This is a genomic window from Aeromonas sp. 25-248 (assembly GCF_053005425.1).
This window is the reverse complement of record NZ_JBRKTB010000005.1, coordinates 67,051-80,782: the sequence shown is the minus strand read 5'-3', so window position 1 is coordinate 80,782 and position 13,732 is coordinate 67,051. Positions and strand designations below refer to the sequence as shown.

The window sequence follows — 13,732 nt, the reverse complement described above, 5'->3', positions numbered from 1 at the left end:
GATGGCCCTAAAAACCTGAACGTTGGGGTAACAATCACACACATATCCTTATGCAGGACATCTGTAACTTTGCAGATAGCGTGCCAATATCTGCTTTTCCCTCCCAATTAACCGCTTTCAGCGCACCGGCATAAAAAAAGCCACCCGAAGGTGGCTGAAAAAAGATGACGGAACTTCATAGAGCAAAGCATTCAGCGGGAACAAGTTGCTTCCCGTCACCCATGAAGGAATACATTAACCGTGCCAACTTGGCAGAGTTACCTCCCTTCCCCATGAGGCCATGGTCAAACCACGACAGCACGGGCCCATGATGATAGAATCCCGCGGTTTCACATTTATGAAGAGCCGACGCCATGCCCTGGATACAAATTCGAATCAACGCCACTGCCAAGACCGCAGACAAGGTGAGCAACATGCTGCTGGGGCGTGGGGCCCAGGCGGTGACCTTTATGGATGCCAAGGATGTGCCCGTCTATGAGCCCATGCCCGGTGAAACCCCGCTCTGGGGAGAGACCGAAGTAATGGGACTGTTCGACGCCGAAACCGATCCGGCTCCCACCATCGCCTTCTTCCAGCAGATCTTCGGCGAAGACGTGGGCTACAAGGTCGAACAGCTGGAAGACAAGGACTGGGTGCGCGAGTGGATGGATCACTTCCACCCCATGCAGTTCGGCGAGCGGCTCTGGATCTGCCCGAGCTGGCGCGACGTGCCGAACCCCGATGCGGTCAACGTCATGCTGGACCCGGGCCTGGCCTTCGGCACCGGTACCCACCCCACCACGGCACTCTGCCTGCAGTGGCTGGACGGGCTGGATCTGGCCGGCAAAACCGTCGTCGACTTTGGTTGCGGCTCCGGCATCCTCGGCATCGCCGCCCTGAAACTGGGGGCAGCCCGGGTCATCGGCATCGACATCGATCCTCAGGCCATCCAAGCCAGCCGTGACAACGCCGAGCGAAATGGCGTTGCCGACCAGATCGAACTCTACCTGCCGGCGGATCAGCCGCAAGACGTCGAAGCGGACGTGGTGGTCGCCAACATTCTGGCCGGCCCGCTGCGGGAGCTGGCGCCGCTGATCGCCGGTCACGGCAAGGCGGGCAGCCTGATGGCCCTCTCCGGCGTGCTGGAAAGCCAGGCGCCAGAGCTGGAGACCATCTATGGCCAGTGGTTCGAAATGGACCCGACTGCGGTGAAGGAAGAGTGGTGCCGCCTCTCCGGTCGCAAACTCGGCTGATAAACAACAAGCCACGGCAGTTGCCAACCCATCAGCCGCACACTCGGCTGATAAACAACAAGCCACGGTGGCTGCCAACCCATCGGCCGTAAACTCGGCTGATAAGCAACAAGCCACGGCAGTTGCCAACCCATCAGCCGCACACTCGGCTGATAAGCAACAAGCCACGGTGGCTGCCAACCCATCGGCCGCAAACTCGGCTGATAAACAACAAGCCACGGCAGTTGCCAACCCATCAGCCGCACACTCGGCTGACAAGCAACAGGCCATGGCGGCAACACTTAGGTCGCTGAACGACAAGGGCACCCCAGGGTGCCCTTGTCGTTTCCGGACGCCCATTCTCCTTCTGCCCACTCTGGGGAGAGCCTCACGCTTCTCTGCCCCCCGATGGCTTATCCTCTCTTCCTCCACCCCATCGAGGCCCAGTCATGACCGAATACGAGAAGATGATCGCCAGCCAGCCTTACAACTGCATGGCACCAGAGCTGGATCTGTTACGCCGGGAGACGGCTCGCCTGTACCGCCGCTTCAATCGCAGCGACGAGGAGGATGAACAACTGGCGCTGCTGCAGCAGATCGTCGGCGAGTTGGCCCAGGGCGCCTTCATCTGCCCACCCCTCTACTGCACCTATGGCCGCCACATCTACCTTGGCAAGGGCAGCTACATCAACATGGGGGCCACCCTGCTGGACAATGCCCCCATTCGCATCGGCGCCGAGGTGATGATAGGGCCGAACGTGCAGATCTACACCGCCGCCCATGCGCTGGACGCCGATGAGCGCATTCAGGGGGTTGAGACGGCACTGCCGGTCACCATCGAAGACAGGGTCTGGATAGGCGGCGGCGCCATCCTGCTGCCCGGCGTCACCATAGGGCGGGAAGCCGTCGTGGGTGCGGGCTCGGTCGTGACCAGAGATGTACCGGCCGGTGCCAGGGTGGCAGGCAACCCGGCACGGCTGCTGCCAGTCAAAGGTTGAGCGGAAGGCCCGAGGCTCGCTCAGGCGCTTTCCAGCAAGCGGTCGATGCAGTGCACCACCTGCATGCTGGCGTTTTCCATGGTCTTGAGCTGCTCGACCACGCTTTTGATATCCCCCTGCTCGCGCGCGTGCAGGGCGGCCTTGCCGCTCTCGTGGACCCGCTTGTGGGGCCCGTCCAGTTCACGAAAGCCCGGCTTGTGGGCGAAGAGCTCCGCACCCGGCCCCTCGAAATACCATTTGCCCAGCCTGCACTGAGCGTGGTCGCTCACCGGCTCGTGAAAATGCTGCTGATCGATGAGCCGATAGATGGTGTTCTTCCAGACGGCGTGATCCAGCTTGGTGGTATTGAGGAAGGAGGTGGAGGCAGCACTGTGGATCACCTGCTGCATCCGGCCTGATTGTGCCAGCACCTGGGTCACCACCACATCGATCTGGGAGGAAGAGGTCGCCACCTCGGCGGCACTGGCCTGGTTGTCATCGATGATGGACTTGATCTCCTGCGCCTGGGCCACTATCTGTCTGACCAGCACCTCTATCTGGCTGCTGGCTTCATGAGCCTTGCTCGCCAGCTGACGCACCTCATCGGCGACCACGGCGAATCCACGGCCAGCCTCACCGGCCCTGGCCGCCTCAATGGCCGCATTGAGTGCCAGCAGGTTGGTCTGATCCGAAATGCCCTGGATGGCGGTCACGAACTGGTTGATGGCGGATGTGCTGGCATCGAGCTGATGGACGGCTACGAGGCTGCGAGCCGCCTCATCCGTGATGGCATGGGCGCGATTGGAGAGACGGGTGATGGCGCCCCGGGTCTGGGCAAAGAGCTGATCCAGCTCGCAGAGCGCTCCCTTTTCCGCCATCAGGTGCTCGGCACTGCCGGCCAGCGCTTCCCGCACGCTCTGCAGCATCTCACCTCCCTGGTTCTGGCAGGAGATCACCTGATTGAAGAGATCGCCACGCTCCCGGCTGGTGCGCTGCATGTGCTCGTATTCACCGATGGTGGCGCGCAATTCGGCCAGTTCGCTCTGGTGCTGCTGCTCTTTGAGAAGCATCGTCTCCCTGAGCTGTTGATTCTCTTTTTCAAGCTTGCGGTTGAACCACATATGGCCTCCGGATGGCAAAGGTGCGGGCAGTCGACATTGAAGGGAAGCCTCTGGCTCTCTTGTCTCTGCCGATGCTGGCGGATCCCGGGCCGGATTTCACCTGCAAATGCAGGATATTTGACCCTGATCCTGATTCCAATCGAGACCACATCAATGGCTGTGCAAAAGATCGCCGGAAAGAGACAAGGTGAGGTAGAGAAGAGGCAGAAGAGAGGCAGAGGAGAAAGAACGCTGACGTGCCGATCCCGCAAAAATGAAGCCCAATGTCATCAAGACGTTGGGCTCTAAAAAGGTGCTACGGAATTGCGACTCTCATCGCAGAAAATTAGAAGGGGTCACCTTCTAAACTGGCAGTGGGATAATAACGTGGCGCAAACGTTTTACATAGCGTAATAAACCAGGAGTGAGAAGAATCTCTCACAATTCAAAAAATGTCCGGCCAACCCCCTTCTACCCTCTTGGCAAGTGCGCATTTATCAGTACAGCCTGACGGCTTTGTCAGAAAACAAAAAAGCCCTGAATAATCAGGGCTTTTGGCGTTCTGTGCTTCAGAAGCTGCGCACGAAGTCCTGGATGGGCAACTCGCGCAGCTTGCGGGCCTCCAGCATGGGGGTGCCAAGGTAGAGGAAGCCCACCAGTTGATCCTCCGGTGCCAGCCCCAGTGCACCATGGATCTGCTCGTCGAAGATGAACCAGCCGGAGCGCCAGATGCCGTTGAAGCCCTGGGCCTGGGCCGCCATCTGCATCGCCATCAGGGCGCAACCGGCAGAGAGCTCCTGCTCCAGTTTCGGTACCTTGGGGTGCGCCTGATAACGGGTCGCCACCGCGATCACCAGGGGAGCACGCAGTGGCGCGGCGCGGCACTTCTCGACACTGTCCGCATCCTCGCCACGGGCATGGGCGGCATCGGCCAGCAATGCCCCCAGGCGCTCACGCCCCTCCCCTTCAAACAGAATGAACTGCCAGGGGGTCAGAGTGCCGTGATCCGGCGCCCGCAGCCCGGCCTTGAGGATATTGTCGAGCACTTCGCCACTCGGGGCAGGCTCGGCCAGACGACCACAGGAGTGGCGATTGAGTAACAGATGGAGGGCATCCATGGGGCAGTTCCTTGTCAAAGGCGATGATGGCGCTACCTTAGCACAGCACCGGATGAAGAAAACCCCTGGGGTTCAGGGGTTTGTCAGGATACGAAAGGTCCGGGAGGCTAGATGACGGCAGCCAGCTCCGCCCCTTGCCGGATGGCGCGTTTGGCATCCAGCTCGGCGGCCACGTCGGCCCCGCCGATGATGTGCACCGGCTTGCCAGCAGCCTGCAGACCGGCCTGCAACTCCTTGAGGGGCTCCTGTCCGGCACAGATGATCACCTGATCCACCGGCAGGCACTGCTGCTGGTCGCCCACCTGGATGTGAAGCCCGGCATCGTCGATACGCAGGTACTGGACGCCGGAGAGCATCTGCACCTTGCGATTCTTGAGCACGGTGCGATGGATCCAGCCGGTGGTCTTGCCAAGGCCGTCGCCCACCTTGCTCTCCTTGCGCTGGAGCAACCAGATCTGGCGCTCGGGGGCATCGATCTCGGGGGTAGTCAGGCCGCCGCGCTCACCCAGTTGCTTGTCGATGCCCCACTCCTTGAGCCAGTGATCGCGATGGCTTGCGGCATCCGGCGATCCTCTCTTCTCCACCAGGTATTCGGCCACGTCAAAGCCGATACCGCCGGCGCCGATCACCGCCACCTTCTCGCCCACCGGCTTGTGATCACGCAAGACATCGAGGTAGCTCAACACCTTGGGGTGCTCGATACCCGGAATGTTGGGAGTGCGCGGGCGGATGCCGGTGGCGAGGATCACCTCGTCAAAACCGCCGCCCAGCAGGCTCTCGGCACTCTGGCGCTGGCCCAGATAGAGCTCTACGCCGCACTTCTCCAGCCGCTTGGCGAAGTAGCGCAGGGTTTCTTGAAACTCCTCTTTGCCCGGGATCTGCTTGGCAAAGTTGAACTGGCCGCCGATTTCGCTCGCCTGATCGAACAGGCTCACCTGATGGCCCCGCTCGGCGGCATAGCAGGCAAACGCCAGCCCCGCAGGACCCGCCCCCACCACCGCCAGCTTCTTGGGCTGGGGCACCCGGCCAAACGTCAACTCGGTCTCGAAACAGGCGCGGGGATTGACCAGGCAGGAGGCACGCTTTTGCTTGAACACGTGGTCGAGGCAGGCCTGGTTGCAGGCGATGCAGGTGTTGATCTCGTCCGCCCTGTCTTCAGCCGCCTTGATGACGAACTCGGGGTCCGCCAGGAAGGGGCGCGCCATGGAGACCATGTCCGCCTCCCCCCCCGCCAGGATGCGCTCCGCCACCTCGGGGGTGTTGATGCGGTTGGTGGTGATGAGGGGCACCTTGAGGTGCTTTTTCAGCTCGGCGGTCACCCAGCTGAAGGCACCGCGCGGCACGCTGGTGGCGATGGTGGGAATGCGCGCCTCGTGCCAGCCGATACCGGTGTTGATGAGGGTCACCCCCACCTGCTCCAGTGCCCGGCCAAGTGCGATCACTTCCTCAAGGGAGGAGCCCTGCTCCACCAGGTCCAGCATGGAGAGGCGGAAGATGATGATGAAATCCGTGCCCACCCGCTCACGGATGGCGCGGACAATCTCCACCGGGAAGCGCATGCGGTTTTCGCTGCTGCCGCCCCAGCCATCGGTGCGCTTGTTGGTGCGTTCGCAGATGAACTGGTTGATGAGATAGCCTTCCGAGCCCATCACCTCGACCCCGTCATAACCGGCCGCCTTGGCCAGTGCCGCAGTGGCGGCGAAGTCGCGAATGGTGCCGCGGATCTGCCGCTCGCTCATGGCCCGCGGCTTGAACGGGGAGATGGGAGCCTTGAGGGCGCTCGGCGCCAGGCTGAACGGATGGTAGGCGTAGCGGCCCGCATGAAGGATCTGCAGCGCTATCTTGCCCCCTTCCCGGTGCACTGCCTCGGTCACCTTGCGGTGTTTGGCTACCTGCCAGGGAAAGCTCAGCTGGGAGCCGTGGGGCACCAGCCGCCCCCGCAAATTGGGGGCGATACCGCCGGTCACGATGAGACCGACCCCGCCACGGGCCCGCTCACCATAGAAGGCGGCCAGCTTGTCAAAGCCCCCCTTTTCCTCCTCGAGGCCGGTGTGCATGGACCCCATCAGTACGCGGTTGCGCAACTGGGTAAAACCCAGATCGAGGGGGGTCAGCAGCGTGGGATAACGGCTCATGATGCACTCCTTGTCGAGGTCGATGTGCACGGGGTCATGCTCCAGCCTTCCTGGCTGCCTCGGGTGACGGGCAGTAAAAAGAAGGGGTAGGTGGAGGTGGGGCCGGCTCATCGGGCCTTTCAGTTAATTTTTTGTTATCAAACTGGAGCTAGAGTAAAGAATCGAAAACTCTTTTTCAAACAAATGTTTGGACATTTTTTCAGCGAACAGCCGTGTTCCGAAGTGGCGGGGAGGCAGTCGACTCAAGGGGAAATGGCAATTGGCTGCGCAACTGGTTAATAATGGCTGCTCTCAACCCATTAACAGGGCGACAACGCAGCTATGTCTATTTTCAAAGGTCTGGGATGGCTCTTTCGCAGCCTCTGGCGCCTGCTCAACTTTACCCGCTTGATGCTGGTCAACCTGCTGTTTCTTCTCGTCGTGCTGGTCATTGTCTTCAGCGTCAGCCAGAGCGAGACCCCAAGCACCCCCATCGAGGGGGCGCTCACCCTCAATCTCTCCGGTGTGCTGGTAGAACAGCGCACCCAGACCGATCCCACGGTGCAACTGCTCAGGCAGATGGACAAGGGGGACGAGCAGCCAAGCGAAATCGTCCTCTCCGATCTGCTGTGGGCCATCAAGAGCGCGGGGAATGACGATCGCATCAAGGCGCTGGTGATCAAGCCCCAGGGTCTGCAAGGGGCCAGCCTCTCCAAACTGCAGGAGGTGACGGCCGCCATCGACGCCTTCAAGGAGAGCGGCAAGCCGGTCATCGCCATGGCGGACTACTACAGCCAGGGGGCCTATCTGCTCGCCGCCCACGCCGACCACGTGCTGCTCAACCAGAGTGGTGCCGTGCTGATCGAGGGGCTGGGTGTCTACCAGACCTACTTCAAGTCGGCACTGGAGAAGCTCAACATCACCCCGCACGTCTTCAAGGTCGGCACCTACAAGTCCTTCGTCGAGCCCTACACCCGGGACGAAATGTCCCCCGAGAGCAAGGAGGCGAACCAGCGCTGGCTGGATCAGCTGTGGCAATCCTATGTGGCCGACGTGGCGGAGCAGCGGGAGATCGAGCCGGATGCCGTCGCACCGAACAAGGATCACTTCCTCGAACTGCTGCGCAAGGCCGGCGGCAATGCGGCCAGCTACGCCCTCGACAACGGTCTGGTGGATCAGCTCGCCACCCGCGACGAGATGACCCAGGCGGTGATCAAGGAAGTGGGCGAGGCCGATGATCACGGCTGGAAGGGCGTGGGCCTGAAAGAGTATCTGGCCGCCATCCCGGAACAGTACCCCCAGAGCGGCAAGGATGAGGTTGGCCTCATCACCGCCAGCGGCGCCATCATGGATGGCGTCCAGCCTGCCGGCACCATCGGCGGCGACAGCCTTGCCGATCTGCTGGCCGAGGCCCGCCGTGACGATCAGGTGAAAGCCGTGGTGCTGCGAGTGGACAGCCCCGGCGGCAGCGCCTTCGCCGCCGAGCAGATCCGCGCCGAACTGCTGGCCCTGAAACAGGCGGGCAAGCCGGTGGTCATCTCCATGGGCAGCTACGCCGCCTCCGGTGGCTACTGGATCTCCGCCGATGCAGACAAGATCTTCGCCTCCCCCACCACCCTCACCGGTTCCATCGGGGTGTTCGGCATGTTCGCCACCATCGACAAGGCGCTCTCCCAGTACGGGGTACACACCGACGGCGTCGGCACCACCGACTTCGTGGGGGTCGGGCTGACCCGTGCCCTGCCGGATCACGTGGGTGAAGCCATTCAACTGAGTGTGGAAGACACCTATCAGCGCTTTGTCGGCCTGGTGGGCAAGGGCCGGGGCCTTAGCCCGGAAGAGGCGGAAAAAGCCGCCGAAGGCCGGGTCTGGACCGGGCAGGATGCCAAGGCACTGGGGCTGGTGGACGAGTTTGGCAATCTGGATGACGCCCTCAAGGCGGCCGCCGATCTCGCCAACCTCAAGAGCTGGCAGGTCACCCCCATCGCACCGGAAGAGTCTGCCAGGGACAAGTTCCTGCGCGAGCTGTTTGACAGCAGCGCCCAGGCGCTGGCCCCGCACCTGCAAAGCTGGCTGCCCGCCGGGCTTGGCAAGGCGCTGCTGGAGATGAACCGCACTCTGGACCCGCTGACCCGCTTCAACGATCCCCAGGGCACCTACGCCTTCTGCCCGGTCTGTCTCCCCTGACGCCGGGGACAGCCATAAAAAAACCGCCGACAGGCGGTTTTTTTATGGGGCAAGCGGCCTTGTCAGGTCAGCAAGCCGGACGCTTGCCAGCGGTGCAACTCTGCCAGCACCCGGGTCTCTCGCGCCGTCCACTGGGGACAGGGACCCGCCAGCTGGGTCTTGTTGGTTTGCAGTGCCTCGGCCAGGGGGAACCAGCCCGGCGTGAAGCCGAGGCGGATCTCGTAGGGCTGGGGGCGCGGTGCACTCCAGTCCTCCCCGACCCGGCAGAGGTAATAGGACGATCGAATGCAGTAGGCATCGTAATCCGGCTCGCGCGCGGCACGATACTCCCGGGTCTCTCCCAACAGGGGGCCCACGGCCACCAGCTCGGCGCCACACTCTTCCCGCAGCTCCCGGGCAAGGGCCGCATCGTGCGCCTCCCCGTGCTCGATGCCGCCACCGGGGAACATGAGATCCCCGTTGACGCGGGAGTGCACCAGCAGCAGTCGATCACCACGCATCACCACGGCCCTCACCGTGGCCCGTTCAAGCACCCTGTCCTCGCCGCGGATCTGGCCGTGCACGAGACGGATATCGAAGGGATGGGCCCACTCCCGGGCTTCTGACAGGGTCGGATTCATGGTGTGCGGTAGCTCCCCTGCCTGAGTGCATCGACGATGGTGGCCGCCTGGTCGTCCAGCGTCTCCTGCTCCTCCTTGCCGATGGCATGGTAAATGCCGAGCCGGGTGGCGGAGACCTCGGGGCTCTCCTGGAATGACTCGCTCACCTTGCCCCACAGATAGGCCTGATCAAATCGCTTCTGCCCCATGTAGAGGGTGCTGAGGGCGGTGAGGATCCGGCTGTTGACCTTGTCCCCCTCCCGATAGAGGGAGAGCGCATGGTGCATCAGCCTGATGGCCTTCTCGGGCTCGCTCTTGGCATAAATGCCGCCGAGCGCCAGTTGCAGCTCGGGCTCCTCGAGGCTCGGCGTCCCCTCCTGCGCAAGGAAGCTGGCGCGGGCATCGGGGCTGGTGTTGTTGGTCCAGTGCCAGAGCAGCAGGTAGGGATCCCGGGAACCCCGGGTCTGAGCGTCCAGTTGCTCCAGTTGACGGCCGGCGGCCAGCATCCCTTCCACTCTGGGGCTCTTCTGCTCCCTGGCACGCTTGTACTCGATATTGGTGGAGTGCTCGGCGCACTGCAGATACCGCTCCAGGCCGCGCATCAGATCGTACTTGCGCCTGTCCGTCCCCTCTTCCTGGAGATAGTAACGACCGCGAATGACGTCGCTGCGCTCATAGCGACACCAGCCGTCGTCCACCAGGTCCGCGCACAGGGCGGGATATTGGGAGCAGATGTTGTGGATCCTGTCGTCGTCGCAGGCCGTCAACGTCAGGCAACAAGCGAGAGAAAGCAGTAACGGACGCTGTGAGAATAGGGTCATGGTTCACATCTGGTTGATAACAATCGCAACCCGCACCGGCCACCGCCAACTAGCAAACAGGCTACATATCCATTACAATGCGCGCGCCGTATAAGGCCGCGATTGCAGAATAATATAACGAAACCATCAGCCCTACACTGATCTGCCTTCGACGAATTTCAATTTGCCCAGGCAACTTGCTTCAACAACGTGAAATAAAAGGATCTGGTTAATGACCCACGAGCACTACTTGCAGGCGTGGCAGGAGAGCCAGGAGCTCGCCGAAGCCATGCAACCCTTGATAGGTCGCCTCTACCGACAACAAGGGATAGAGATCACCCTCTACGGACGCCCGCTGCAAAACGCCTCCACCATCGATATCCTCAAGGCCCACCGGGTCGTTCGCCGCCACCAGGGCACCCCGCTGCCCATCCAGCAAAGCTTCCCTCTCCTGCGCGCCATCGTCGCCCTGAACCCCACCGCCGCCGAAATCGATCTCGGCAAACTGGCCGTGGGCTACTGGCAGGATCACCAGGATGAAGCCGGCATCGAGGACTATCTGCGCGCCAAGCTGGCACCGGCCCTGAACCGCAGTGCCGTGCCCGCCCCGACCGACGTGGTGCTCTACGGCTTCGGCCGCATCGGCCGCCTGCTGGCCCGTCTGCTCATCGAGCGCACCGGCGCCGCCAACTCCCTGCGCCTGCGCGCCATCGTGGTACGCGGCGGTCGCGACGGGGATCTGGAGAAGCGTGCCAGCCTGCTGCGCCGCGATTCGGTGCACGGCCCCTTCAACGGCTCCATCGAAGTGGATAGTGATCGCAGCGCCATCATCGCCAATGGCACCTTCATCCAGGTGATCTACGCCAACAGCCCGGCCGACATCGACTACACCGCCTACGGCATCGACAATGCGCTGATCGTCGACAACACCGGCGTCTGGCGTGACGAGGCGGGCCTGTCCGAGCACCTCAAGGCCCGCGGCGCCGCCCGGGTGCTGCTGACCGCCCCCGGCAAGGGGGAGATGAAGAACGTGGTGTTCGGGGTCAACCACGAGGTGATAGGTCCGGATGACAAGATAGTCTCCGCCGCCTCTTGCACCACCAACGCCATCACCCCGGTGCTCAAGGTGATGCAGGACAAGTACGGCATCCGCCACGGCCACGTGGAGACGGTCCACTCCTACACCAACGATCAGAACCTCATCGACAACTATCACAAGGGCGAGCGCCGCGGTCGCAGCGCAGCCCTCAACATGGTGATGACCAGCACCGGCGCCGCCAAGGCGGTGGCCAAGGCGCTGCCGGAGCTCAAGGGCAAGTTGACCGGCAACGCCATCCGGGTGCCCACACCCAACGTGTCCCTGGCCATCATCAACCTCTCGCTGGAACAGACCACCGATCGGGAGAGCCTCAACGCCTATCTGCAGCAGATGGCACTGAGCTCGGCCCTGCATCGCCAGATCGACTTCAGCGCCAGCACCGAGCTGGTCTCCTCCGACATGGTGGGCTCCCGTTTTGCGGGCATCGTCGACTCCCAGGCCACCATCGCCGAGGGGGATCACTGCGTGCTCTACGTGTGGTATGACAACGAGTTCGGGTACAGTTGTCAGGTCGTGCGGGTGATGGAGCAGATGGCTGGCGTAGTCCGCCAGGATCTGCCGGTATAGTCCGACAGGATCTGCCCGCCTGACCCCACGTTCATGGCTCAATTTTCAAGGAGAGGCCGGATGTCGTCTCAGCAAGTGACGTTTCAACAAGCGATAGCGCAGATGCCCAAAGAGGTGTACGAGCGGCTCAAGACTGCGGTCGAGCTCGGCAAATGGCCGGATGGCAAGCCCCTCACAGAGGAGCAGAAGGCCACTTCCCTGCAGGCCGTGATGGCCTGGCAGGCGATGCACCTTGAGAACCCCGAGCACATGAACATCGGCCGTGACGGCGAGATCGTGATGAAGAGCAAGAGCGAGCTCAAGCGTCAGTATCGCGATGAGGAAGAGATAGTACGGGTAGACCTTAGCCACTGAGACTGACCCGCCCGCCACAACTAAAAAGGGGAGCCAATATGGCTCCCCTCTCTTTTCCCCTCTCCCCCATGGTAGGGAGGTCAGCAGCTGTTCACGACCTGTCGCGAGAAGACGTCAGCAAGGTGAAGAGCAGCGCAGGAACCGGAGCGTATAGATATACGTAAGCCTCTGGTTCACAAACACGCGAGCAGCACATAAGCCTTGATCACGGCTTCGCAGTAAGGTCGTGGACAGTTTCTCAGGGGGTCAGTTCACCCCGCAGGGACTGCTGCATCAGCTCGCGGATGCGCGGCGCCGGCAGATCCTGGCTCAGCAGGAAGTGCAGCTTGGTGAGCGCAGCCTCGGCGGTCATGTCAAAGCCCGAGATGACTCCCGCACGGGAGAGGGCGTTACCGGTGGCATAGCCCCCCATGTTGACCTTGCCGTGCAGGCACTGGCTCAGGTTGACGATGATGACGCCTCGGGCAGATGCCTCGGAGAGCAGCGCCAGCATGGCCGGGTTCTGGGGCGCATTGCCCACCCCGAAGGAGAGCAGGATCAGCGCACGCACCGGCTGTTGCAGGATGTTCGCTATCACCTCCGCCGAGATCCCCGGGTAGAGGGTCACCACCCCGATGGGCTGGGGGGTGATGTCGTGCAGCACCAGGGGGCGATCGCACGGCACGCCCAGCTCACCTGCCTCCAGGGAGATGGCAATACCGGCATTGAGCAGGGGCGGGTAGTTGGGCGAGTCGAAGGCGTGGAAGCCGTCGGCATGCACCTTCTTGCTGCGGTTGCCGCGATAGAGCTGGTTGTTGAAGAAGAGCGTCACCTCGTGGATCGGGTAGTTGGCCGCGATATAGAGGGCGTTGAGCAGGTTCTGCTGACCGTCCGAGCGCAGCTCGGCCAGGGGGATCTGGGAGCCGGTGATGATGACCGGCTTGTGCAGATCTTCGAGCATGAAGGAGAGCGCAGACGCGGTGAACGACATGGTGTCGGTGCCGTGCAGAATGACGAAACCGTCGTACTTGTCGTAGTTGCCCTTGATATCCTCGGCGATGCGCTGCCAGTCTGCCGGCGTCATGTCGGAAGAGTCGATGAGGGGGGCATATTCGTGGATATGGTAATCGGGCATTTCCGGTCGATGGAACTCGGGCATCCGTGCCAGACAGTCCTCCATGAAGCCCGCCATCGGTACATAACCGTGGTCGGAACGCTGCATCCCTATGGTGCCGCCTGTGTAGGCAATGTAGATGGACTTCTTCACACCCTCTCCTCTCTCTGGACTGGAAACCGGCAAATCAAACAGGGCTCAACCGATACAGCCCCCGTCCTTCAGATGGTGCGGGCGGGCTCAATATCGGTCATCCGCAGACCTCTTGAGGGTCTGTGTCCTCCCGTGGGGGCGGAACCGGGCGAATTATAAAGAGTGCCGCTGCAAATGACAGCGGCAGCAGCATTGTTGCGATCCGGAGCACACTCGGCGAGGCAGTTTTAAATGCCATGTTAACACCATGTTTTAATCATTAATGTGACATATGTGGATGTACTTGGTGTTTTTTGCTATTATCCGGCGGATTTTTCACAAATCTCATCTGGACGCCCGACGAACACGGGCTCGTGTCGA

At 61.9% G+C, this 13,732-nt stretch carries 11 protein-coding genes; 5 read left to right on the top strand and 6 right to left on the bottom strand.

Translation table 11 applies throughout. The features are described 5' to 3' along the window. Positions 1 to 353 precede the first annotated feature (353 nt). The gene (gene prmA, locus ACVDHI_RS09600; RefSeq protein ID WP_010675412.1) at positions 354 to 1,232 is read left to right on the top strand and encodes a 50S ribosomal protein L11 methyltransferase; all 879 of its coding nucleotides are present in this window, start codon (positions 354 to 356) and stop codon (positions 1,230 to 1,232) included. 428 nt (positions 1,233 to 1,660) lie between these two features. Beyond that, the gene (locus ACVDHI_RS09595; protein WP_041215687.1) at positions 1,661 to 2,209 is read left to right on the top strand and encodes a sugar O-acetyltransferase; all 549 of its coding nucleotides are present in this window, start codon (positions 1,661 to 1,663) and stop codon (positions 2,207 to 2,209) included. A gap of 20 nt (positions 2,210 to 2,229) precedes the next feature. Here the strand turns inward: ACVDHI_RS09595 and ACVDHI_RS09590 are convergent, their stop codons facing one another. From ACVDHI_RS09590 to ACVDHI_RS09580, 3 genes are all read right to left on the bottom strand, one after another. After that, entirely contained in the window at positions 2,230 to 3,309 is a 1,080-nt protein-coding gene (locus tag ACVDHI_RS09590; protein WP_447212033.1) for a methyl-accepting chemotaxis protein, read from the bottom strand. A 548-nt stretch (positions 3,310 to 3,857) separates the two neighbouring features. Then, positions 3,858 to 4,406 (bottom strand): NAD(P)H nitroreductase, encoded by a 549-nt coding sequence (locus ACVDHI_RS09585; RefSeq protein WP_069784400.1) that lies wholly within the window; start codon positions 4,404 to 4,406, stop codon positions 3,858 to 3,860. Positions 4,407 to 4,513: 107 nt separating this feature from the next. After that, positions 4,514 to 6,541 (bottom strand): oxidoreductase, encoded by a 2,028-nt coding sequence (locus ACVDHI_RS09580; protein ID WP_447212032.1) that lies wholly within the window; start codon positions 6,539 to 6,541, stop codon positions 4,514 to 4,516. A gap of 321 nt (positions 6,542 to 6,862) precedes the next feature. Between ACVDHI_RS09580 and sppA the strand changes: the two genes are divergently transcribed. Further along, complete coding sequence (gene sppA, locus ACVDHI_RS09575; RefSeq protein WP_045525758.1) at positions 6,863 to 8,707, top strand: signal peptide peptidase SppA; 1,845 nt, start codon at positions 6,863 to 6,865, stop codon at positions 8,705 to 8,707. Positions 8,708 to 8,769: 62 nt separating this feature from the next. Here sppA and ACVDHI_RS09570 read toward each other — a convergent pair whose 3' ends face one another. Together ACVDHI_RS09570 and ACVDHI_RS09565 are read right to left on the bottom strand one after the other, a co-directional pair. Then, complete coding sequence (locus tag ACVDHI_RS09570; RefSeq protein WP_048207040.1) at positions 8,770 to 9,327, bottom strand: NUDIX domain-containing protein; 558 nt, start codon at positions 9,325 to 9,327, stop codon at positions 8,770 to 8,772. Continuing rightward, a complete protein-coding gene (locus tag ACVDHI_RS09565; protein ID WP_128272957.1) occupies positions 9,324 to 10,127 on the bottom strand; it encodes a DUF2989 domain-containing protein in 804 nt (267 codons plus the stop codon). The genes ACVDHI_RS09570 and ACVDHI_RS09565 overlap by 4 nt, the downstream gene beginning before the upstream one ends. A gap of 211 nt (positions 10,128 to 10,338) precedes the next feature. Between ACVDHI_RS09565 and ACVDHI_RS09560 the strand changes: the two genes are divergently transcribed. Both ACVDHI_RS09560 and ACVDHI_RS09555 read left to right on the top strand, forming a co-directional pair. Beyond that, positions 10,339 to 11,772: a glyceraldehyde-3-phosphate dehydrogenase gene (locus ACVDHI_RS09560; RefSeq protein ID WP_323919832.1), complete on the top strand. Its 1,434-nt coding sequence runs from the start codon at positions 10,339 to 10,341 to the stop codon at positions 11,770 to 11,772. Between the two features lie 60 nt (positions 11,773 to 11,832). Further along, positions 11,833 to 12,126, top strand: coding sequence for a YeaC family protein (locus ACVDHI_RS09555; RefSeq protein WP_010675423.1), 294 nt, complete (start codon positions 11,833 to 11,835; stop codon positions 12,124 to 12,126). A gap of 238 nt (positions 12,127 to 12,364) precedes the next feature. Here the strand turns inward: ACVDHI_RS09555 and ansA are convergent, their stop codons facing one another. Further along, the gene (gene ansA, locus ACVDHI_RS09550; protein ID WP_010675424.1) at positions 12,365 to 13,372 is read right to left on the bottom strand and encodes an asparaginase; all 1,008 of its coding nucleotides are present in this window, start codon (positions 13,370 to 13,372) and stop codon (positions 12,365 to 12,367) included. Positions 13,373 to 13,732: the final 360 nt, after the last annotated feature.

Coding starts and splice junctions, on each gene's coding strand:
- prmA (WP_010675412.1), top strand. CDS start 354: ATGCCCTGGATACAAATTCGAATCAACGCCACTGCCAAGACCGCAGAC.
- ACVDHI_RS09595 (WP_041215687.1), top strand. CDS start 1,661: ATGACCGAATACGAGAAGATGATCGCCAGCCAGCCTTACAACTGCATG.
- ACVDHI_RS09590 (WP_447212033.1), bottom strand. CDS start 3,309: ATGTGGTTCAACCGCAAGCTTGAAAAAGAGAATCAACAGCTCAGGGAG.
- ACVDHI_RS09585 (WP_069784400.1), bottom strand. CDS start 4,406: ATGGATGCCCTCCATCTGTTACTCAATCGCCACTCCTGTGGTCGTCTG.
- ACVDHI_RS09580 (WP_447212032.1), bottom strand. CDS start 6,541: ATGAGCCGTTATCCCACGCTGCTGACCCCCCTCGATCTGGGTTTTACC.
- sppA (WP_045525758.1), top strand. CDS start 6,863: ATGTCTATTTTCAAAGGTCTGGGATGGCTCTTTCGCAGCCTCTGGCGC.
- ACVDHI_RS09570 (WP_048207040.1), bottom strand. CDS start 9,327: ATGAATCCGACCCTGTCAGAAGCCCGGGAGTGGGCCCATCCCTTCGAT.
- ACVDHI_RS09565 (WP_128272957.1), bottom strand. CDS start 10,127: ATGACCCTATTCTCACAGCGTCCGTTACTGCTTTCTCTCGCTTGTTGC.
- ACVDHI_RS09560 (WP_323919832.1), top strand. CDS start 10,339: ATGACCCACGAGCACTACTTGCAGGCGTGGCAGGAGAGCCAGGAGCTC.
- ACVDHI_RS09555 (WP_010675423.1), top strand. CDS start 11,833: ATGTCGTCTCAGCAAGTGACGTTTCAACAAGCGATAGCGCAGATGCCC.